We start from the raw sequence: 20,390 nt of genomic DNA, 5'->3' as shown, positions 1-20,390 counted from the left end.
TTTGGAATGCGTTACCCCTGTGGGAGCGAGCCTGCTCGCGAAAGCGCTTGATCAATCGCCGTAGATATCGGTCTTGAAATACTTCTCGGAAATCTTCTGATACTCGCCATTCGCGCGAATCCCGTCGATGGCGCTGTTCAACTGGCTGACCAGTTCACCGTTGCCCTTGCGCACGGCAATCCCGGCACCCTCGCCGACGTACTTCGGATCCTTCAACTCTGGCCCGACAAACGCGTAGCCCTTGCCACGCGGCATCGACAGAAAGTCATTGAGCGGGATGGTGTCGGCGAAAATCGCATCGAGGCGCCCCGCCGCCAGGTCCATGTAGATTTCTTCGTTGTTGCTGTAGCGCTTGACGTTGATGCCCTTGGGTTCGAACACCTCGGTGGCATAACGATCGGTGGTGGTCGCGCGCTGCACGCCGACGTTCTTGCCTTTGAGGCTGGCGTACTGATCATCCACCGTCGCGCCTTCCTTCATGACCAGACGCGAAGAAGTGAAATAGTACTTGTGGCTGAAATCCACCGACTTCTTGCGATCTTCGTTGATGGTCATCGACGACAGCGCCATGTCGATCTTCTTCACTTTCAGCGAAGGAATCAGCCCGTCGAACTCACCTTCGACCCACACGCACTTGACCTTCATCTGCGCACAAAGGGCATTGCCGATGTCGTAGTCGAAGCCGACGATTTCACCTTTGTCGGTTTTCGACGCGAATGGCGGATAGGCCGCTTCGATGCCTATACGCAGGGTTTTCTCGGCGGCGAAGACGCTGGAGCAAGCCAGCAGACTGAGAGCCAGACCGGTGATGAGGGGAAGTTTCTTCATGTTCGTTCTCTCGCGGGTTGTTGTTTGTTTGGCGAAGAAGAGCAGCTACAAGCGGCAACCTGATAGCTGCAAGACAGAAGCTTTTTTGTACTTGGAAATCCATACTGGACTCTCAGGTACAAATCGTCAATCGGGTAGAGAGGGAAGGATTTTCGGTGTCACAGATGACGCCTTCGCGAGCAGGCTCGCTCCCACAGGGGAACGCTTTCCAATTGTGGGAGCGAGCCTGCTCGCGAAGACTGACCGGAGGGCGCTACAGAAACTACTTCTTCCAGCGATCCGCAGCCGCATGATCACTGTCGCGCCCTTCGACCCAACGCGGGCCGTCACTGGTGTTCTCTTTTTTCCAGAACGGCGCGCGGGTTTTCAGGTAGTCCATGACGAAGGCGCAGGCATCGAACGCGGCCTGGCGGTGGGCGCTGGCGGCGCCGACGAAGACGATCGGTTCGCCCGGCTCCAGCGCGCCGATGCGGTGCAGCACTTCCAGTTTCAACAGCGGCCAGCGCTGCTCGGCTTCGACAGCGATCTTGCCGAGAGCCTTTTCGGTCATGCCCGGATAGTGTTCGAGGAACATCCCGGCCACGTCGAGCCCGTCGTTGAAGTCGCGCACATAACCGACAAAGCTCACCACCGCGCCCACACCGACATTGGCCGCGTGCATCGCATTGACTTCAGCGCCCGGATCGAACGGCGTGGCCTGCACGCGAATCGCCATGCTCAGCCTCCGGTCACGGTGGGGAAAAACGCCACTTCGTCGCCATCGACCACCGGCTCGTCGAGCTGGCAGAGATCTTCGTTGCGTGCGCACATCAGGTTCTGCTCGCTCAGCACTTCGGCGCCATCACGTTGCGCCAACAGTGCGCGAACGTCATCGACGGTGGCGAAATCGCCTTCAACCGCAACCGAATCCACGCCCAGCGCTTCACGGTAGCGGGCAAAAAATTTCACGGTCAGTTTCATGGCTGCTCCGCCTGGAAGTGGCCGCTCTTGCCGCCGACTTTCTCCAGCAGACGCACGCTTTCGATGGTCATGCCCCGGTCGACGGCTTTGCACATGTCGTAAATGGTCAGGGCGGCGACGCTGGCGGCGGTCAGCGCTTCCATTTCGACACCGGTCTGCCCGGACAACTTGCAGCGGGCGACAATGCGCACGCTGTCATCGCCTTCGGCGCTGAGTTCGACTTTGACGCCAGTCAGCATCAGCGGGTGGCACAGGGGAATCAGATCGCTGGTCTTCTTCGCCGCCTGAATCCCGGCAATGCGCGCCACGGCGAACACATCACCCTTGGGGTGGCCGCCGCTGACGATCATCTGCAGGGTTTCAGGGAGCATGCGCACCAGCGCTTGAGCGGTCGCTTCACGGAACGTCACGTCTTTTTCAGTGACGTCGACCATGTTGGCGCGACCTTGGGAATCGAGATGAGTCAGCACGGGATTACTCCTGATCAGGAGCGTGGATTGTAAACCTGTGGGTCAGATATCCGCATCACTGATTATGAAATCACCGTTGCCCCCTGTGGGAGCGAGCCTGCTCGCGAAAGCGGATTCAGATTCACTATAGATGTCGACTGATACACCGCATTCGCGAGCAGGCTCGCTCCCACAGGAGATATGCATTTATCCATAAAAAAACCGGGCGGCTTTAAGGGCCACCCGGTTCTGGGTGAAGGGTTACAAATGCGATTCGGCGTATTCGGCCAGGATCGAGCGAGGCACCCCTTGCAGGGTGATGTGCACACCGTTGGGGAAATCCTTGAAGCGTTCGGTCAGGTAGGTCAGCCCGGAGCTGGTCGCGGACAGGTATGGGGTGTCGATCTGCGCCAGGTTGCCCAGGCACACCACTTTGGAACCGGCGCCGGCACGGGTGATGATGGTTTTCATCTGGTGCGGCGTGAGGTTCTGGCATTCGTCGATCAGGATCAGGCTCTGCTGGAAGCTGCGACCGCGAATGTAGTTGAGCGATTTGAACTGCAACGGCACTTTGCTGAGGATGTAGTCGACGCTGCCATGGGTGTTTTCGTCATCCATGTGCAAGGCTTCGAGGTTGTCGGTGATGGCGCCCAGCCAAGGCTCCATTTTTTCCGCTTCGGTGCCGGGCAGGAAGCCGATTTCCTGGTCCAGACCCTGCACGCTGCGGGTGGCGATGATGCGGCGATAACGTTTGCTGACCATGGTCTGCTCGATCGCAGCGGCCAGCGCCAGAATGGTTTTACCGGAACCGGCGGCGCCGGACAGGTTGACCAGATGAATGTCCGGGTCAAGCAGCGCATACAGGGCCAGACTCTGATAGATGTCGCGCGGCTTCAGCCCCCAGGCCTCCTGATGCAGCAGCGGTTCCTGATGCAGGTCGAGGATCAGCAGGCGGTCTTCCTGGATTTCCTTGATCCAGCCGACAAAGCCCTGTTCGTCGATGATGAACTCGTTGATGTGCACGGCCGGCAGGTTGTCGATCAGTTGTACCTGATGCCAGGTGCGGCCGTGGTCCTGACGGGTTTCGACCTTGCTCACGCGGTCCCAGAAGGAGCCGGTCATGTTGTGGTAGCCGTTGGGCAGCAGGGACACGTCATCGACCAATTGGTCGGTGCTGTAGTCCTCGGCGTCGATGCCACAGGCGCGCGCCTTCAGGCGCATGTTGATGTCTTTGGTGACCAGTACCACCGGTTTTTGCGGATCGCGGGTATGCAGATCAATCAGTTGGTTGATGATTTTGTTGTCGTTCAGATGCTCGGGCAGAATCAGGTTCGACTCGGCCTGCTTGCTCATCAGAATTGACAGCAAGCCCTTTGGCCCGCCCTTGCCGCGCTGGATCGGCACGCCCAGTTCGACGTCCTCGGGGGACGCATCGCCCAGGGTCTTGTCGATCAGGCGGATCGCCTGACGGCATTCAGCGGCCACGCTGTGATGGCCGCTCTTGAGCTTGTCCAGCTCTTCCAGCACGGTCATCGGGATGGCGACGTGGTGTTCTTCGAAATTCAGCAGGGCATTTGGATCGTGAATCAATACGTTGGTATCGAGTACATACAGGATTGGCTGGTTGGAGGAAGGGCTGCGTCCGTGATCATCCATACTCGGTCACCTTTGTGGGAGCCATTCGACGCAATACCGTGACAGTGCTGCGCCTCGAGGTGACTGCCGAATTCATCCACGAGGGCCTGGATGAACTGCACACAATAGGAGTCTGGGAAGACGCCACCTGTGTTGCAGGTTTCGGCGGTCTGTCTTCGTAATACTCCAAAACCGATGACATAAAAAAGCTCTTTGACGGTTTTTTTAAGTTTATTTTGCAGAGTGACGAAAAGCCCTTGGCGGACTCCCCGTACCCCGCTAAAGTCGGAAGTCCGCCTGCATCGAATTCCTCCTGAAAATTACCCCAAGCCCAATGTTTCCGGGCTTTTTGTCGTTTCTCAACGAAACGCGTCCTGACAGTCTTCCCAGCCGATACCGCTCTGCGCAGTCTGGGTGATCAGCCACGGCAGGGACGTCTTCACCGCATCCTGTTTCATGTTGAAATTGATCACCCCGTGCCGCCACAGCAGCATCAGGGTCAGCACCCGCTGCGCGCTTGCCGGGCCTTTGAGTTTGCCGGCACCGTCCTGGGCATCGATGTCCCACAGCGCCACTTGCAGGCCCTGGCTATTGAAGAAACCTTGTGCGTCACTGCGGCGCTGGCCATCCGGCGGACGGAACAGCGGCACGTAGTTTTCCGGCAGTTTGTTCTTCACCAGATCGGCGCTGCGCCGCACCGAATCCTGCCAGTCCTGCCAATGGCTGTGGGAGCGGAACTCCCAGCCCTGCACGCCTACGCATTGCCGGGAAAAACTCGCCTGCAGACTGCTGACCGAACGGCCGGTGAGTCGCGCCTGAATATCCTTGCCCAGTACAAAGAATGTCCCGCTCAGATTAGATTTTCGCAGGTATTCGGTCAGCCAGTCGGTGTTGTCCGGTTGCACGTTGGCGGCGCTGTCGAAGGTCAGCAGAAACAGCCGGTCGTGCATGTCGTCGCCGTTGCGCTCGTAGTCGCCGAAACGATCGAATTCGTTACTGGTTTGCGGTGACAGCGCGGCCTTGCGCATCAGCTCGTCGAGGTACTGCAAATGGAAGATCCGGCTCGGCTCGGCCCATTTGGTGTAATAGCTGTCGTCGCTGACGACGAACTTGGCCGCCTGCTCGCGCAGGGTCGGCAGGTCTTCGACGAGGAAGCAGAACGAGGCGTCCTGATCGCAGCTTTGCTGGGCGTGGTTGTAGTTGGCGAGCAAGCGCTGCCAGAGGCGCTGGCGCAGCTGATTGACCGCATCGATATTGACCGTGCGCAGGCCCAGGCGCTGGGCCAGTGCAGCCTCGTCGATGGACTCGGTGCCGAGCAGGCCGCGAGCGAACATGAGGATTTCCGCCCGCGACGCGACGTCGAACAGGGTCGGGTTGCTGAGCTGCTCCGGCCAGGTCGTGCGATCCAGCGTCGCCGCATCACCGGGCGCCGCCATGGCGCCGAAGCTCAGCAGCCACGCGGTGAATAAAAGAACAATGCGCAAAGGGATGTCTCCATAACAAAACCCGCGCGGCACTATAGCTGATGTGCAAGATTCAAGGTCGTCACCCTCACCCCAGCCCTCTCCCAGAGGGAGAGGGAGCTGACCGAGCGGTTCTTTCGATATCCGTCTACCTGAGCTATCGAGTCGAACTCAAATTTGAAGCCAGCGAACATCGGCCCCCTCTCCCTCTGGGAGAGGGCTGGGGTGAGGGTAAAATCCACCAACCGTCGCAAATCCCGGCACTTGCACCGACCTATAACCCCCATAGCTGGAGTCAACAAGGACAACCCCCTAGAATCGCCCCCACGATTAAAGGAGACGACTTCATGCTGATGGTGATTTCCCCCGCCAAGACCCTCGACTACGAAACACCGCCGGCGACCCAGCGCTTTACCCAGCCGCAGTACCTCGACCATTCCCAGGAATTGATCCAGCAGTTGCGCGAGCTGAGTCCGGCGCAGATCAGCGAGTTGATGCACGTGTCCGACAAGATCGGTGGCCTCAACGCCGCGCGTTTCGGCAGCTGGACACCCGCCTTCACCCCGGAAAACGCCAAGCAGGCCCTGCTCGCCTTCAAGGGTGACGTGTATACCGGCCTCGACGCTCAGTCCTTCAGCGAGGCGCAATTCGATTACGCGCAAAAGCACTTGCGCATGCTCTCCGGCCTTTATGGCCTGCTGCGGCCGCTGGACCTGATGCAACCCTATCGCCTGGAAATGGGCACCAAACTGGCCAACGGCCGTGGCAAGGATCTGTATGCGTTCTGGGGTACGCGCATCAGCGAGTGGCTGAATGAAGCGCTGGCCGATCAGGGCGATGACGTACTGCTCAACCTTGCATCCAACGAATACTTTTCTGCGGTCAAGCGCAGCGCGTTGAAGGCGCGGATCATCAATACCGAGTTCAAGGATCAGAAGAACGGCCAGTACAAGATCATCAGTTTCTACGCGAAGAAAGCGCGCGGCCTGATGAGCCGTTTTGTGATCCAGGAACGCATCAACGACCCGGCTCAGCTCAAGCAATTCGATGTACAGGGTTATCGCTACAGCGCCGAACAATCGAAACCTGACAATCTGGTGTTTTTGCGCGACCACGCCCCGGAATAAAGCATGCCCTTTGCACGACTCTTTTCCTCCAGAGTCGTGCAGTCCGCCCGAAGTCAAAATTCCCCCGCTGCATATCGCCAAATTCATGGCGCCAATAAAACCACACACTCTTTTCTAATTTTAGTTTCACTCGACACTGAAGTTTTTTTTCAGTAGTGGCACTTAAATTTTTTACCCGTAGTGGCACAAAAATATCGACCCCGGTTTCGCCCCGATAACTAAAGGGCGAAATCGTTAGTGCTATCAGTTTGCACCCAGTGCCATCTTCATCAATATTTCAAAAAATTTCGGCTGGCACGATGAGCGGGCTGGAACTATGTCCAAATGCGTTGCTCATACCACCGGTAACGATTCTCGCCGAGTTTGTACGAGATAACTTACGCAGAGCTGATAGCCATGTAACCAAGTTGTCACAGCAACTTGCCTGAGTGACTAACTAGTCTCAAAACAATCGAAGGACAGGAGATACGCACCATTAATATCCCCTACAAAGGCCAAGGCCGCGCCCCTATAAACGTGCTCGCCTGAGCACCTAACTGCTTGATTTACCGGCTCCCTACCGGACGTCGAGCAGGCTACACGACTGCACTAGAGTCTTCCCGCACGGAAGATCGGCTGCATAACAGGGCAAGTCATAACAACAAGGCCTAGTTGCGCACATCTTGAGTGCACTTATTAGACACTCGGAACTTTGTATGCCTGCACACGGCATTGTGGCGCCTGTAAGCCGCACTTCCGAGTGCACTAGTGACCGCTGAACACCATTAACTCCGGCCTTCTAAGGCCTGATATATACAGAGGTAATTGCGATGCGCATCAGCATATTTGGTTTGGGTTACGTTGGCGCAGTATGTGCCGGTTGCCTGTCTGCACGGGGCCATGACGTAGTTGGCGTCGATGTTGCCAAAGACAAGATCGACATGATTAACGCCGGCAAATCGCCGATCGTTGAACCGGGCCTGGGTGAACTGTTGCAACAGGGTATCCAGACCGGTCGTCTGCGCGGCACGACCAACTTCGCCGAGGCGATTCGTGATACCGACCTGTCGATGATCTGCGTCGGCACGCCAAGCAAAAAGAACGGCGACCTGGAACTGAACTACATCGAGGCCGTGTGCCGCGAGATCGGTTTTGTCCTGCGTGAAAAAACCACCCGCCACACCATCGTCGTGCGCAGCACCGTGCTGCCAGGCACCGTGGCCAACGTGGTCATCCCGATTCTGGAAGACTGCTCGGGCAAGAAAGCCGGCGTCGATTTCGGCGTTGCGGTCAACCCGGAATTCCTCCGCGAATCCACCGCCATCGCTGACTACGATCAGCCACCGATGACCGTTATCGGCGAGTTCGATACCGCCTCGGGCGACGTTCTGCAATCGCTGTACGAAGAACTCGACGCCCCGATCATCCGCAAGGACATCGCCGTTGCCGAGATGATCAAGTACACCTGCAACGTCTGGCACGCGACCAAAGTGACCTTCGCCAACGAGATCGGCAACATCGCCAAAGCCGTCGGCGTCGATGGTCGTGAAGTGATGGAAGTGGTCTGCCAGGACAAGACTCTGAACCTGTCCCAGTACTACATGCGTCCGGGCTTCGCCTTCGGCGGTTCGTGCCTGCCCAAAGACGTACGTGCGCTGACCTACCGCGCCGGTTCCCTGGACGTCGAAGCACCGCTGCTCAACTCGCTGATGCGCAGTAACGAATCGCAAGTGCAGAACGCTTTCGACATCGTTGAAAGCCATGAAAAACGCAAAGTCGCCCTGCTCGGTCTGAGCTTCAAGGCCGGCACCGACGACCTGCGCGAAAGCCCGCTGGTCGAACTGGCGGAAATGCTGATCGGCAAGGGTTACGACCTGAGCATCTACGACAGCAACGTCGAATACGCCCGTGTCCACGGTGCGAACAAGGACTACATCGAATCGAAGATTCCGCACGTATCGTCCCTGCTCAACTCCGACTTCGACTCGGTGATCGACAACTCCGACGTGATCATCCTCGGCAACCGCGACGAGAAATTCCGTTCGCTGGCCCAGGAAGCGCCGCAGGGCAAGCAAGTCATCGACCTGGTGGGCTTCATGTCCAAGGCCACCAGCGCCGGTAGCCGCACCGAAGGCATTTGCTGGTAAGGCAAGCCTCAAGCTTCAAGCCGCAAGCAAAAGCAACACGCTTGCGGCTTGAAGCCTCCATCACCTTCGGATGACGGTTATGACCAAGCTCAAACATTTTTTTCTGCAATCAGCCGGCTGGCTTTTTTATCTCAGTCTGCTGATGGGCCTGGCCTTGATGCTGCCCACGTCCACATTCGACTCCGAGTCGAAGGACTTCATTTTCCTGATTGGCGCCGTGGGTATCTGGCGCTACTCGATGGGTGCAACGCACTTTGTGCGCGGCATGATTTTTCTCTACATCGTTTACCCGCACCTGCGTCGCAAAGTACGCAAGCTGGGTAAAGCGGCCGATCCGTCGCATGTGTTTCTGATGGTCACCAGCTTTCGTATTGACGCGCTGACAACCGCGCAGGTCTACAGCTCGGTGATCCGCGAAGCCATCGACTGCGAACTGCCGACCACCATTGTCTGCTCGATCGTCGAAATGTCCGACGAGCTGCTGGTCAAGGCGCTGTGGGCACGGATGAATCCGCCGGAGCGGGTCAAGCTCGACTTCGTGCGCATTCCCGGCACCGGCAAGCGCGATGGTCTGGCCTTCGGTTTCCGTGCGATCTCCCGTCACCTGCCGGACGACCGTGCCGTGGTGGCCGTGATCGACGGCGACACCGTGCTCGGCGAAGGCGTCGTGCGCAAGACCGTGCCGTGGTTCCAGCTGTTCGGCAATGTCGGCGGACTGACCACCAACGAGTTCTGCGAAGTGCGCGGCGGTTACATCATGAGCGAATGGCACAAGCTGCGTTTCGCCCAGCGCCACATCAACATGTGCTCGATGGCCCTGTCCAAGCGCGTACTGACCATGACCGGTCGGATGTCGGTGTTCAAAGCCTCCGTGGTGACCAATCCGGAGTTCATCGCCGACGTTGAAAGCGACTCGCTGCAACACTGGCGCCTGGGCCGCTTCAAGTTCCTGACCGGTGACGACAAGTCGAGCTGGTTCAGCCTGATGCGCCTGGGTTACGACACCTTCTACGTGCCGGACGCCGCGATCAACACCGTTGAGCATCCGCCGGAAAAGAGCTTCATCAAGGCCAGCCGCAAGCTGATGTTCCGCTGGTACGGCAACAACCTGCGCCAGAACTCGCGCGCACTGGGCCTGGGTATCCGCCGACTCGGCGCGTTCACCTCGGTGGTGCTGTTCGACCAGCGCGTATCGATGTGGACTTCGCTGCTCGGCCTGACCGTCGCACTGATCGCCAGCTTCAAGTACGGCACCGCGTTCATCCTCGTGTACCTGCTGTGGATCGGTATCACCCGCCTGATCCTGACGCTGTTGCTGTCGTGTTCCGGTCACCGCATCGGTCCTGCTTACCCGGCGATTCTGTATTACAACCAGATCGTTGGCGCCCTGGTGAAGATCTACGTGTTCTTCCGCCTCGACCAACAATCCTGGACTCGCCAGCCCACATCCCTGACCCGTGATCTCGCCAGCTTTCAACGTTGGTTCAACACCTGGTCGTCTCGGACCATGACCTTCTCCGCCGGCAGCATTTTTGTCGCCGTGCTGCTGATGATGGTCTGACCCGCTCCTATTGAATTAACAAGGAAATCGCCCCTATGAATACCGCCGTCAACGTCAACGTAGTGCATGAATCCGAAGCCCAGCGCCAGCACGCTCGCGTGAAAATCCCGGCCAAGCTGCGTTTCTTCGGCCCTGACCGGACTCCGCTCGAAGCGCGGGTCCTCGATCTGTCGGCTGGCGGTCTGGCGTTCAACGCCGGGCAGATGCCACTGACCATCGGCGAGGTGTACAAGGCGCGTCTGCAATTTGTCATCGACAACCTCGGCCTGGCCATGGACGTTGAACTGCAGGTGCGTTCCTTTGACCGCGCCACCGGCCGCGCCGGCTGCCAGTTCCAGAACCTCGAGCCGCAGGACATTTCCACTCTGCGCCACCTGATCACTTCGCACCTGGCCGGCGACATCGTCAGCATCGGCGAAGTGCTGGCGACCCTGCAGCGCGACAACTTCACCAAGGCGCGCAAGAACAAGACCAACGACACCGGCATGACCCCGTTTGGCCGTCTGAAAGCCGTGACCTTCAGCGCCGGTATTTTCGCTGTTGGTCTGGTCGCTGCCGGTTTCATCTTCAAGTCGGTGTACGGCATGTACTTCGTCAGCCACGCCCAGGCCGGTCTGGTCAGCGTGCCGGGGATGAACATCACCATGCCGCGTGACGGCACCGTACAGAGCCTGGTCAAGTCCGACGGTGTTGCCGCCAAAGGCGCACCGCTGGCGACCTTCAGCACCAGCATGCTCGACGTGCTCAAAGGCCATCTGGCCGAAGACCAACTGGCCCCGGCCAAGGTTGAAGAACTGTTCGGCAAGCAAATGACCGGCACCCTGACTTCGCCGTGCGACTGCACCGTGGCCCAGCAACTGGTGGCTGACGGGCAGTACGCGAGCAAGGGCGACGTGATCTTCCAGTTGGTGCCGCGCAACACCCAGGCCAATGTTGAAGCACGCTTCTCCTATCGCCAGTTCGGCGACGTGCGCCCGGGCACCCCGGTGAGCTTCCAGATCGCCGGCGAAGACAAGACCCGCACCGGCAAGATCGTCAGCAGCACGAGCCTGAAGAGCGCCGACCTGTCCTCCGACATCCGCGTGCAGATCCAGCCTGACGAGCCGCTCGACAGCAGCCTCGCCGGCCGCCCGGTGGAAGTGAACAGCGACCGTGGCCCGAACCTGAACTGGCTGATCGACAAAGCCATGGCTGCCGGTCTTTAAGTCGAGGACATGCCTGTGACTACGCATAACTTGAACACACCGCCGACCCTGTGGGAGCGAGCCTGCTCGCGAAAGGGCCAGCGCGGTTTGTCTGAAGTACCGAGTCGACTGCTTCGCGAGCAGGCTCGCTCCCACATGGGATTGATGGTGTGCTCGCTGGCACTGGCAGTTTCTATGGCCGGTTGCGCCGGGCTGCCCGATCAGCGTCTGGCCAATGAAGCGCTCAAGCGTGGCGACACCGCCACCGCTGCGCAGAATTACCAGCAACTGGCCGATCTGGGTTACAGCGAGGCGCAAGTCGGCCTGGCCGATATCCAGGTCGACAGCCGCGACCCGGCGCAGATGAAACAGGCCGAGGCGACTTACCGCGCAGCGGCCAGCGTGTCGCCGCGTGCCCAGGCACGTCTCGGTCGTCTGCTGGTGGCCAAGCCGGGCTCCACCGAAGCCGAGCACCACGAAGCCGAAACCCTGCTGAAAAAAGCCGCCGCCAATGGCGAAGGCAACACGTTGATCCCGCTGGCGATGCTGTACCTGCAATACCCGCACAGCTTCCCCAACATCAACGCGCAGCAGCAGATCGATCAGTGGCGCAAGTCGGGCTACCCGGAAGCGGGTCTGGCGCAGGTGCTGCTGTATCGCACCCAAGGCACTTACGACCAGCATCTGGATGACGTGGAAAAGATCTGCAAGGCCGCGCTCAATACCACCGACATCTGCTACGTCGAACTGGCCACCGTCTACCAGAAACGTGGCCAGGCGGACCAACAGGCCGAGCTGATCAAGCAGATGCAGGCCGGTTACAGCCGTGGCACCGTCACCGCGCAGCGTGTCGACTCAGTAGCCCGCGTGCTGGCCGATTCGACCCTGGGCAAGACTGACGAAAAAACCGCGCAGGCGCTGCTCGAGCCGATCGCTCCGGGCTACCCGGCATCGTGGGTCACCCTCGCCCAACTGCTTTACGACTTCCCCGAACTGGGCGACGTCGACCAGATGATGAAGTACCTGGACAACGGTCGCGCCGCCGACCAGCCGCGCGCCGAACTGCTGCTGGGCAAGGTCTACTACGAAGGCAAAATGGTCCCGGCCGATGCGAAAGTCGCCGAGGAACACTTCCAGAAAGCCGTTGGCCGCGAAGTCGCCGCCGACTACTACCTCGGCCAGATCTACCGTCGTGGCTACCTGGGCAAGGTCTATCCGCAGAAGGCTCTGGACCACCTGCTGACCGCTGCGCGCAACGGCCAGAACAGTGCCGACTTCGCCATCGCCCAGTTGTTTTCCCAAGGCAAGGGTACCAAGCCCGACCCGCTGAACGCCTACGTATTCAGCCAACTGGCCAAGGCGCAGAACACCCCGCAAGCCGATGAACTGGCAGCGACACTCGAGGCGCAATTGCCGCCCGAGCGCCTGCCCGAAGCCCGCCGCCTGTTGCAACAGGAACAGGCCAGCCGTGGCGCCCTGAACTCGAACACGCTGCAACTGCACGCCCTGCAAGAAGAAGACGGCGAGGAAAAACTATGAAGCTGAACCCATTCGTGAAGGCCGGTATTGGCCTCACCTTCGCGCTGCTCTGGTCTTGCCCGACACTGGCTGCGATGACTGAAACCAAGAACTTCGGTCTGGAAGTGAAACTCACCGGCCAGTCCGAAGACGACCGTGACCTCGGCACTGCCGGCGGCGGTGACGTCAATGGCGTGGGCCTCGACCTGCGTCCGTGGATCTACGGCGAAAGCGGCGCGTGGAGCGCCTACGCGATGGGTCAGGCGGTGACCTCGACCGACATCATCGAGACCGACACCCTGCAACAATCGGACGGTGAACAAGCCACCGACAACAGTGATCGCAAAACCAAGAAGAACTACCTGGCGATGCGCGAGTTCTGGGTCGGCTACAGCGGCCTCACCCCGTACCCGGGCGAGATGCTCAAGTTCGGTCGTCAGCGTCTGCGCAATGACGACGGCCAATGGCGTGACACCAACATCGAAGCGCTGAACTGGACCTTCGACACCACCCTGCTGCGGGCCAATGCCGGTGTTGCCGAGCGTTTCAGCGAATACCGCACCGACTTGAAAGAGCTGGCGCCGAAAGACAAGGATCGCCTGCACGCCTACGCCGACGCTGCTTACCAGTGGACACCGGGCCAGTGGGTCGGCATTCGCGGCCACCACACTCACGATGACGGCAAACTCGATTACGCCGAGCCGGGCGTCCCGCGCGACTCGCTGGACAAGACCGAGAACGGCGACATCAGCTGGATCGGCCTGACCGCTGACAGCGACGCCTACAACTGGCGCAACACCAACACCGTCAACTACTGGGGCAGCATCACCGGCATGAGCGGCGACCGCGACACGGTCAACGCGCTGAACGCCGACGGCACGCGCCCGACACAAGCCAAGCGCAGCGATGACATCAGCGGCTGGGCAGCCGACGTCGGCGTACGTCTGCGCCTCGATCCGCAGTGGCAAGTCGGCGGTGCCTACGCCCGCGCCAGTGCCGATTACGAACAGAACGGTCTGGAGAGCAACCGCTCCAACTACACCGGTACCCGCTCGCGCGTGCACCGTTTCGGCGAAGCGTTCCGTGGCGAAATGAACAACATGCAGACCGCCACCCTGTTCGGTTCGTGGATGGTCAACGACGAGTACGACGCCAGCCTGATCTACCACAAGTTCTGGCGTGTCGACGGCAACAAGCCGGTCGGCAGCAACGGCATCAATGCGGTGGAAAACAACACCGACGACGTCACCGGCGCAATCCTCTCCAGCACATCCTTGCCGCTTGAAGATGGCAACAAGGACCTGGGTCAGGAAATGGACCTGGTCGTCACCAAGTACTTCAAGCAAGGCCTGTTGCCGGCGGCGTTGAGCCAGTCGATCGACGAGCCTTCGGCACTGGTGCGATTCCGTGGCGGTGTGTTCAAACCGGGCGATGCCTACGGCAGCCAGGTTGATTCCTACATGCACCGCGCATTCATTGACGTGATCTGGCGCTTCTGATGCAAACCGCCAAGGGAGTGCCCGACATGATCAGCACCAGAACAGGCTCACTCAGCCTGCTGGCCGGCGCGATGCTGCTGGCCAGCGCCGGCGCCTTCGCCAATGTTGAACCGGCCAAACCTGCGACCGTGGCCAAAGAACTGCAACAGGCCAAGACCTACACCGTCAGCAGCGCGCCGACCGACGCACTGAAACTGGCCAAGCCGACACTGCCCGACCTGTCCGGCTTCACCGCCGAAGCCGCTGCCGCGAAGATCGTGCGCAGCAAGCCGGGCAAGATCAGCGTGCGCCGGATGATGCAGGAAAACGCCCTGAAGGACTTCATCGGCGGCGATAACAAGATGGCCGAATGGGTGGTGCGTCAGCACGGCATCCCGCAGGCGATCTTCATCGACGACGGCTACATGAACCTCAAGGATCTGGCGAAAAAACTGCCCAAGCAGTATTTCAGCGAGACCGCTCCGGGCGTGTACCTGGCCAAATTGCCGATCGTGGTCGGCGAGAAAGGCATCCTCGAAATCGACGGTCAGACCCAGGAACTGCGCCTTTCCCAAGAGGCCGGTTCGTTCCTGGTCAACGACGGCAAACTGTTCGTGCGTGACACCAAAGTCACCGGCTGGCGCGAGAAGGACAACGGCCCGGCGACCTTCCGTTCGCCGAAGGAATTCCGTCCGTTCCTGCTCTCCTGGGGCGGCACCGAGACCTACATCGTCAACAGCAAGATGGCCAGTTTCGGTTACGCCAACAGTAAGTCGTACGGGGTGAGTATTTCCCAGTACACGCCGAACATGGCCAAAGTCCTCAAGCGCCCGGAACCGACCGGCTGGATCGTCGGCTCCGAGTTCTCGGACATGTGGTACGGCTTCTACTGCTACGAAACCAGCGACTTTGTGGTCAAGGGCAACACCTACAAAGACAACATCGTCTACGGCATCGACCCGCATGACCGCTCGCACCGTCTGATCATTGCCGAGAACACCGTTCACGGCACGAAGAAGAAGCACGGGATCATCATTTCCCGTGAGGTCAACGACAGCTTCATCTTCAACAACAAGAGTTTCGACAACAAATTGTCGGGCCTGGTGATCGACCGTAACAGCGTCAACAACATCATTGCCTACAACGAGATCTACAAGAACCACACCGACGGCATCACGCTCTACGAGTCCGCCGACAACCTGCTGTGGGGCAACAAGGTCATCAGCAATACCCGTCACGGCATTCGTATTCGTAACAGCGTGAACATCCGCCTCTACGAAAACGTCGCCATGACCAACGGCCTGACCGGTATCTACGGCCACATCAAGGACCTGACCGACACCGACCGTGACATCAAGCTCGACCCGTTCGACGCGCAGGTCTCGCTGATCGTCGTCGGCGGCGAGCTGGCGGCCAATGGCAGCGGCCCGCTGTCGATCGACTCGCCGCTGAGTGTCGAGCTGTATCGCGTGTCGATGCTGGCGCCGACCAAGTCCAGCGGGATCAGCTTCAACGGCATTCTCGGCGAGCGCCAGGATGAAATTCTCGATCTGTTGGTGCGCCAGCAGAAAGCCGTGCTGATCGACCCTGTCGAACGCCAGACCGAATTGCAGGACTGAGGATAATTTTTATGCACCCACACATGATCAAACTGCTCAGCCTCTCGGCCCTGACTCTCGGCATTCTCGCTGCCGGCAACGCCCGCGCCGACGCTGACGGCGCAAGCGTCACGCCACCGAAGTTCACCGCCGAGCCGTGCTGCAACCTGTGCCCGGCTGCCCATGACGCGAAGAACTACACCACGCGTTATCAGCAGAACTTCACCACCCTGGTACAGGCCCAGGGCGACTGGCTGTTCCGTACCCAGGAAGACCTGCGCACCGAGTTCAACACCACGCCGGCCGGCTACAAGCGCCTGCAACAGTTGCACGATGCGTTCAAGAGCAAAGGCGTCGAGTTGGTGATCGTTTACCAGCCGACCCGTGGCCTGGTGAACCGCAACAAGCTCAACCCGCAGGAAAAAGCCGCGTTCGATTACGAGAAAGCGCTGGGCAACTACAAGACCATGCTCGGCCGTTTCGCCAAGATGGGCTACGTGGTGCCGGACCTGTCGCCACTGACCAACGAATCGCTGCCGGACACCCTGCCCGCCCACGATTTCTACTTCCGTGGCGACCAGCACTGGACACCTTACGGCGCCCAGCGCACGGCAAAAATCGTCGCCGAAAAGGTCAAGCAGATCCCGGCCTTCGCCGACATTCCCAAGCGTGAATTCGAGACCAAGCGCTCCGGGCGCATGGGCAAGACCGGCACTCTGCACAACATGGCCGGGCAACTGTGCGGCACCAGCTATGCGATCCAGTACATGGACCAGTTCACCACCGAGCCGAAAGGCGAGGCAGGCGACGGCGATCTGTTCGGCGATTCCGGCAATCCGCAGATCACCCTGGTCGGTACGTCGCACAGCGGCAAGAACTACAACTTCGCCGGCTTCCTCGAAGAAGCCATCGGCGCCGACATCCTCAACGTGGCCTTCCCCGGCGGCGGTTTCGAAGGTTCGATGCTGCAGTACCTGGGCAGCGAAGAATTCCAGAAGACCCCGCCGAAGATTCTCATCTGGGAATTCTCGCCGCTGTATCGCCTCGACCAGGAAACCATCTATCGCCAGATGATGGCGCTGCTGGATAACGGTTGCGAAGGCAAGGACGCGCAGATGTCCGCCAGCGCCACGCTGAAGCCGGGCAGCAAGCAAGAACTGCTGGTCAACAGCAAGAACCTGAACCTGCAGAACTCCAACCATCAGGTTGATATCCGCTTCGCCGACACCTCGGTGAAAACCCTGCAAGCCACCCTCTGGTACATGAACGGTCGCCACGAGGACATCAAGATCGAGAAACCGGAAACCTCCGACACCGACGGTCGTTTCGCCTTTGAGCTGCGCACGGACGAAGACTGGGCCTCGCAAAACCTGCTGGCAGTCGAAGTCCAGGGTCCTGAAGCCGGACCTGGCGCCGCGCCACAAAAAGTCGAAGCGAAAATCTGCAAACGCAACGTATTCCCGGGCGTCGGTCAACAGACCGCGCAGCTCGGGCAATGAGGTCTGCTATGCGAAATCCGAAACTGAAAAATCTGTTGGCACCGACACTCCTGAGCCTGGCGATGTTCGCCGGGGCAACTCAGGCCGCCGCGCCATTGCGTCCACCGCAGGGCTACTTCGCCCCGGTGGATAAATTCAAGACCGGCGACAAGAGCGACGGCTGCGACGCGATGCCGGCGCCATACACCGGTCCGCTGCAATTTCGCAGCAAATACGAAGGTTCGGACAAGGCCCGCGCGACGCTGAACGTGCAGTCGGAAAAAGCCTTTCGCGACACCACCAAAGACATCACCACGCTGGAGCGCGGCACCGCCAAGCGCGTCATGCAGTTCATGCGCGACGGTCGCCCGGAGCAGCTCGAATGCACGCTCAACTGGCTGACCGCATGGGCCAAGGCTGACGCGTTGATGTCCAAAGACTTCAACCACACCGGCAAGTCGATGCGCAAATGGGCACTGGGCAGCATGGCCTCGTCGTACATTCGCCTGAAATTCTCCGACTCGCATCCGCTGGCCCAGCACCAGCAGGAAGCGCAGTTGATCGAAGCCTGGTTCAGCAAAATGGCTGATCAGGTGGTCAGCGACTGGGACAACCTGCCGCTGGAAAAAACCAACAACCACTCGTACTGGGCCGCCTGGTCGGTGATGGCCACCGCCGTCGCCACCAACCGCCGCGACCTGTTTGATTGGGCGGTGAAGGAATACAAGGTTGGCGTCAATCAAGTCGATGCCGATGGCTTCCTGCCTAACGAACTCAAGCGCCAGCAACGCGCCCTCGCCTATCACAATTACGCCCTGCCGCCGCTGGCAATGATCGCCAGTTTCGCCCAGGTCAATGGTGTGGATCTGCGTCAGGAAAACAATGGCGCACTGAAGCGTCTCGGTGACCGTGTGTTGGCCGGCGTGAAGGACCCTGACGAGTTCGAAGAAAAGAACGGCAAAAAGCAGGACATGACCGACCTGAAAGAGGACATGAAATTCGCCTGGCTCGAACCGTTCTGCACGCTCTACACCTGTGCGCCGGATGTGATCGAGAAGAAGCGCGACATGCAACCGTTCAAGACTTTCCGTCTTGGCGGCGACCTGACCAAGGTCTACGACCCGTCGCATGAAAAGGGCTAAAAGCCCCTCACCCTAACCCTCTCCCGGAGGGAGAGGGGACTGACCGAGGTGGCTGTGCGAGTTACGCCGAAATGAAATACCGAGTCGATCTCCATTTTTGAAAACCATGGAGATCAGGCTCCCTCTCCCTCGGGGAGAGGGCGGGGGGTGAGGGGGCGCGGTTTGACGGCCAGCCCAGACCTCAAGCAAACACTGTGTCACCCCTCCACTATCACGGGGGGGTTGGGGGGGCTTTGGCCCTTGACTGTTGGTTCAAACATGGAGAGATCGGGATGGTATTTTCATCCAACGTGTTCCTGTTTCTGTTCTTGCCGATCTTTCTCGGCTTGTACTACTTGAGCGGGCAACGCTATCGCAACCTGCTGCTGCTGATCGCCAGCTACGTGTTCTACGCCTGGTGGCGTGTGGACTTCCTCGCGCTGTTCGCAGCGGTCACGCTGTGGAACTACTGGATCGGCCTCAAGGTCGGTGCCGCCGGCGTTAGAACCAAACCGGCGCAGCGCTGGCTGCTGCTCGGTGTGGCCGTCGACCTGTGCATCCTTGGCTACTTCAAGTACGCCAACTTCGGTGTCGACAGCATCAACGAAATCATGACTTCGTTCGGTCTCGAGCCGTTCATCCTCACCCACGTGCTGCTGCCGATCGGTATTTCGTTCTACATCTTCGAATCGATCAGCTACATCATCGACGTGTACCGTGGCGACACTCCGGCCACGCGCAACCTGATCGACTTCGCAGCATTCGTGGCGATCTTCCCGCACCTGATTGCCGGCCCGGTTCTGCGTTTCCGCGACCTCGCCGACCAGTTCAACAACCGCACGCACACCCTCGACAAATTCTCCGAGGGCTGCACGCGGTTCATGCAGGGTTTCATCAAGAAAGTATTTATTGCCGACACCCTCGCCGTGGTCGCCGACCATTGCTTCGCCTTGCAGAACCCGACCACGGGTGATGCCTGGCTCGGTGCGCTGGCGTACACCGCGCAGCTGTATTTCGATTTCTCCGGTTACAGCGACATGGCCATCGGTCTGGGCTTGATGATGGGTTTCCGCTTCATGGAAAACTTCAAGCAGCCGTACATCAGCCAGTCGATCACCGAGTTCTGGCGCCGCTGGCACATCAGCCTCTCCACCTGGCTGCGTGACTACCTGTACATCACCCTCGGCGGTAACCGTAAAGGCACGCTGATGACCTATCGCAACCTGTTCCTGACCATGCTGCTCGGTGGTCTGTGGCACGGCGCGAACATCACTTACATCATCTGGGGCGCCTGGCACGGCATGTGGCTGGCGATCGAAAAAATGCTCGGCCTGAACACTTCGCCGCGCAGCCTCAACCCGATCCGCTGGGCACTGACCTTCCTGCTGGTGGTCATGGGCTGGGTGATCTTCCGTGCCGAGAATCTGCACGTCGCCGGTCGCATGTACGGTGCAATGTTCAGCTTCGGCGACTGGTCGCTGTCGGAACTCAATCAGGCCAGCCTCACCGGTCTGCAAGTAGCGACTCTGGTGGTGGCTTACGTAACCCTGGCGTTCTTCGGCCTGCGTGATCTGTATACCAATCAGCCGCCAGCCAAGACCAAACCGGAAGTCAACGTCGAGGCCAATGGCCCTGCCACGGCGACGCCGGGAATGATCAAGGCAGCGCCTGGGGAAAATCCGGCGAGCATCCACGAACCTGGCTACACCGTTGGCGTCGAAGCCCAGGTGCAACCGGCTTACTGGACCGCTGACTGGTCGCGCTACGTGATGCGCGGGCTGATCCTGCTGCTGTTCATCGCCTCGATTCTCAAACTCTCGGCGCAAAGCTTCTCGCCGTTCCTTTACTTCCAGTTCTGAGGGAT

Annotated in this window: 16 protein-coding genes; 10 read left to right on the top strand and 6 right to left on the bottom strand. The window is 59.5% G+C overall.

The annotated features are described in order from the left end of the window. Window positions 1-51: 51 nt before the first annotated feature. The 6 genes from AB4N41_RS13580 to AB4N41_RS13555 form a co-directional block, all read right to left on the bottom strand. Window positions 52-828 (bottom strand): ABC transporter substrate-binding protein, encoded by a 777-nt coding sequence (locus AB4N41_RS13580; protein WP_150742837.1) that lies wholly within the window; start codon window positions 826-828, stop codon window positions 52-54. 262 nt (window positions 829-1,090) lie between these two features. After that, a complete protein-coding gene (moaE, locus tag AB4N41_RS13575; protein ID WP_016771590.1) occupies window positions 1,091-1,543 on the bottom strand; it encodes a molybdopterin synthase catalytic subunit MoaE in 453 nt (150 codons plus the stop codon). A gap of 2 nt (window positions 1,544-1,545) precedes the next feature. Further along, on the bottom strand, window positions 1,546-1,788 hold the full coding sequence (locus AB4N41_RS13570; protein ID WP_016771591.1) for a MoaD/ThiS family protein: 243 nt from the start codon (window positions 1,786-1,788) through the stop codon (window positions 1,546-1,548). Next, complete coding sequence (gene moaC, locus AB4N41_RS13565) at window positions 1,785-2,258, bottom strand: cyclic pyranopterin monophosphate synthase MoaC (protein ID WP_252877486.1); 474 nt, start codon at window positions 2,256-2,258, stop codon at window positions 1,785-1,787. The genes AB4N41_RS13570 and moaC overlap by 4 nt, the downstream gene beginning before the upstream one ends. Window positions 2,259-2,498: 240 nt before the next feature. After that, window positions 2,499-3,893 carry a PhoH family protein gene (locus AB4N41_RS13560; protein WP_024011685.1) on the bottom strand — a complete coding sequence of 465 codons (1,395 nt, stop codon included), beginning with the start codon at window positions 3,891-3,893 and terminating at the stop codon, window positions 2,499-2,501. Between the two features lie 338 nt (window positions 3,894-4,231). Next, window positions 4,232-5,308 (bottom strand): polysaccharide deacetylase family protein, encoded by a 1,077-nt coding sequence (locus AB4N41_RS13555; protein ID WP_370593496.1) that lies wholly within the window; start codon window positions 5,306-5,308, stop codon window positions 4,232-4,234. Between the two features lie 374 nt (window positions 5,309-5,682). On the opposite strand from AB4N41_RS13555, the gene yaaA reads away from it, so the two are divergent. From yaaA to AB4N41_RS13505, 10 genes are all read left to right on the top strand, one after another. Next, window positions 5,683-6,462 (top strand): peroxide stress protein YaaA, encoded by a 780-nt coding sequence (gene yaaA, locus AB4N41_RS13550; RefSeq protein ID WP_150636190.1) that lies wholly within the window; start codon window positions 5,683-5,685, stop codon window positions 6,460-6,462. Between the two features lie 809 nt (window positions 6,463-7,271). Beyond that, complete coding sequence (locus tag AB4N41_RS13545) at window positions 7,272-8,588, top strand: nucleotide sugar dehydrogenase (protein WP_016771595.1); 1,317 nt, start codon at window positions 7,272-7,274, stop codon at window positions 8,586-8,588. Between the two features lie 79 nt (window positions 8,589-8,667). Then, entirely contained in the window at window positions 8,668-10,149 is a 1,482-nt protein-coding gene (gene alg8, locus AB4N41_RS13540; RefSeq protein ID WP_162098720.1) for a mannuronan synthase, read from the top strand. Between the two features lie 35 nt (window positions 10,150-10,184). Next, complete coding sequence (locus tag AB4N41_RS13535; RefSeq protein WP_024011680.1) at window positions 10,185-11,354, top strand: alginate biosynthesis protein Alg44; 1,170 nt, start codon at window positions 10,185-10,187, stop codon at window positions 11,352-11,354. A gap of 9 nt (window positions 11,355-11,363) precedes the next feature. Continuing rightward, window positions 11,364-12,872: an alginate biosynthesis TPR repeat lipoprotein AlgK gene (gene algK / locus AB4N41_RS13530; RefSeq protein WP_207808461.1), complete on the top strand. Its 1,509-nt coding sequence runs from the start codon at window positions 11,364-11,366 to the stop codon at window positions 12,870-12,872. Further along, window positions 12,869-14,350: an alginate export family protein gene (locus AB4N41_RS13525; protein ID WP_056783051.1), complete on the top strand. Its 1,482-nt coding sequence runs from the start codon at window positions 12,869-12,871 to the stop codon at window positions 14,348-14,350. Before algK ends, AB4N41_RS13525 begins: the two co-directional genes overlap by 4 nt. A gap of 26 nt (window positions 14,351-14,376) precedes the next feature. Then, on the top strand, window positions 14,377-15,948 hold the full coding sequence (gene algG / locus AB4N41_RS13520) for a mannuronan 5-epimerase AlgG (protein WP_252877485.1): 1,572 nt from the start codon (window positions 14,377-14,379) through the stop codon (window positions 15,946-15,948). Between the two features lie 11 nt (window positions 15,949-15,959). Then, window positions 15,960-17,426 (top strand): alginate O-acetyltransferase, encoded by a 1,467-nt coding sequence (locus tag AB4N41_RS13515; protein ID WP_252877484.1) that lies wholly within the window; start codon window positions 15,960-15,962, stop codon window positions 17,424-17,426. An 8-nt stretch (window positions 17,427-17,434) separates the two neighbouring features. Next, a complete protein-coding gene (locus AB4N41_RS13510) occupies window positions 17,435-18,547 on the top strand; it encodes a mannuronate-specific alginate lyase (RefSeq protein WP_056783046.1) in 1,113 nt (370 codons plus the stop codon). Between the two features lie 272 nt (window positions 18,548-18,819). Then, window positions 18,820-20,385, top strand: a complete 1,566-nt coding sequence (locus tag AB4N41_RS13505; protein WP_041479485.1) for an MBOAT family O-acyltransferase — start codon at window positions 18,820-18,822, stop codon at window positions 20,383-20,385. Window positions 20,386-20,390 lie beyond the last annotated feature (5 nt).

It is taken from the genome of Pseudomonas sp. S2_A10, assembly GCF_054668465.1.
Note: the sequence above shows the minus strand (reverse complement) of the source record. Positions and strands in the feature narration are given on the sequence as shown.

Excerpts from the sequence above, each read along its gene's own strand:
- alg8 (WP_162098720.1), top strand. The coding sequence starts at position 8,668 with ATGACCAAGCTCAAACATTTTTTTCTGCAATCAGCCGGCTGGCTTTTT.
- AB4N41_RS13555 (WP_370593496.1), bottom strand. The coding sequence starts at position 5,308 with ATGGCGGCGCCCGGTGATGCGGCGACGCTGGATCGCACGACCTGGCCG.
- moaE (WP_016771590.1), bottom strand. The coding sequence starts at position 1,543 with ATGGCGATTCGCGTGCAGGCCACGCCGTTCGATCCGGGCGCTGAAGTC.
- AB4N41_RS13545 (WP_016771595.1), top strand. The coding sequence starts at position 7,272 with ATGCGCATCAGCATATTTGGTTTGGGTTACGTTGGCGCAGTATGTGCC.
- AB4N41_RS13515 (WP_252877484.1), top strand. The coding sequence starts at position 15,960 with ATGCACCCACACATGATCAAACTGCTCAGCCTCTCGGCCCTGACTCTC.
- yaaA (WP_150636190.1), top strand. The coding sequence starts at position 5,683 with ATGCTGATGGTGATTTCCCCCGCCAAGACCCTCGACTACGAAACACCG.
- algK (WP_207808461.1), top strand. The coding sequence starts at position 11,364 with ATGCCTGTGACTACGCATAACTTGAACACACCGCCGACCCTGTGGGAG.
- AB4N41_RS13510 (WP_056783046.1), top strand. The coding sequence starts at position 17,435 with ATGCGAAATCCGAAACTGAAAAATCTGTTGGCACCGACACTCCTGAGC.
- AB4N41_RS13505 (WP_041479485.1), top strand. The coding sequence starts at position 18,820 with ATGGTATTTTCATCCAACGTGTTCCTGTTTCTGTTCTTGCCGATCTTT.
- AB4N41_RS13560 (WP_024011685.1), bottom strand. The coding sequence starts at position 3,893 with ATGGATGATCACGGACGCAGCCCTTCCTCCAACCAGCCAATCCTGTAT.
- algG (WP_252877485.1), top strand. The coding sequence starts at position 14,377 with ATGATCAGCACCAGAACAGGCTCACTCAGCCTGCTGGCCGGCGCGATG.
- AB4N41_RS13535 (WP_024011680.1), top strand. The coding sequence starts at position 10,185 with ATGAATACCGCCGTCAACGTCAACGTAGTGCATGAATCCGAAGCCCAG.
- AB4N41_RS13525 (WP_056783051.1), top strand. The coding sequence starts at position 12,869 with ATGAAGCTGAACCCATTCGTGAAGGCCGGTATTGGCCTCACCTTCGCG.
- AB4N41_RS13580 (WP_150742837.1), bottom strand. The coding sequence starts at position 828 with ATGAAGAAACTTCCCCTCATCACCGGTCTGGCTCTCAGTCTGCTGGCT.
- AB4N41_RS13570 (WP_016771591.1), bottom strand. The coding sequence starts at position 1,788 with ATGAAACTGACCGTGAAATTTTTTGCCCGCTACCGTGAAGCGCTGGGC.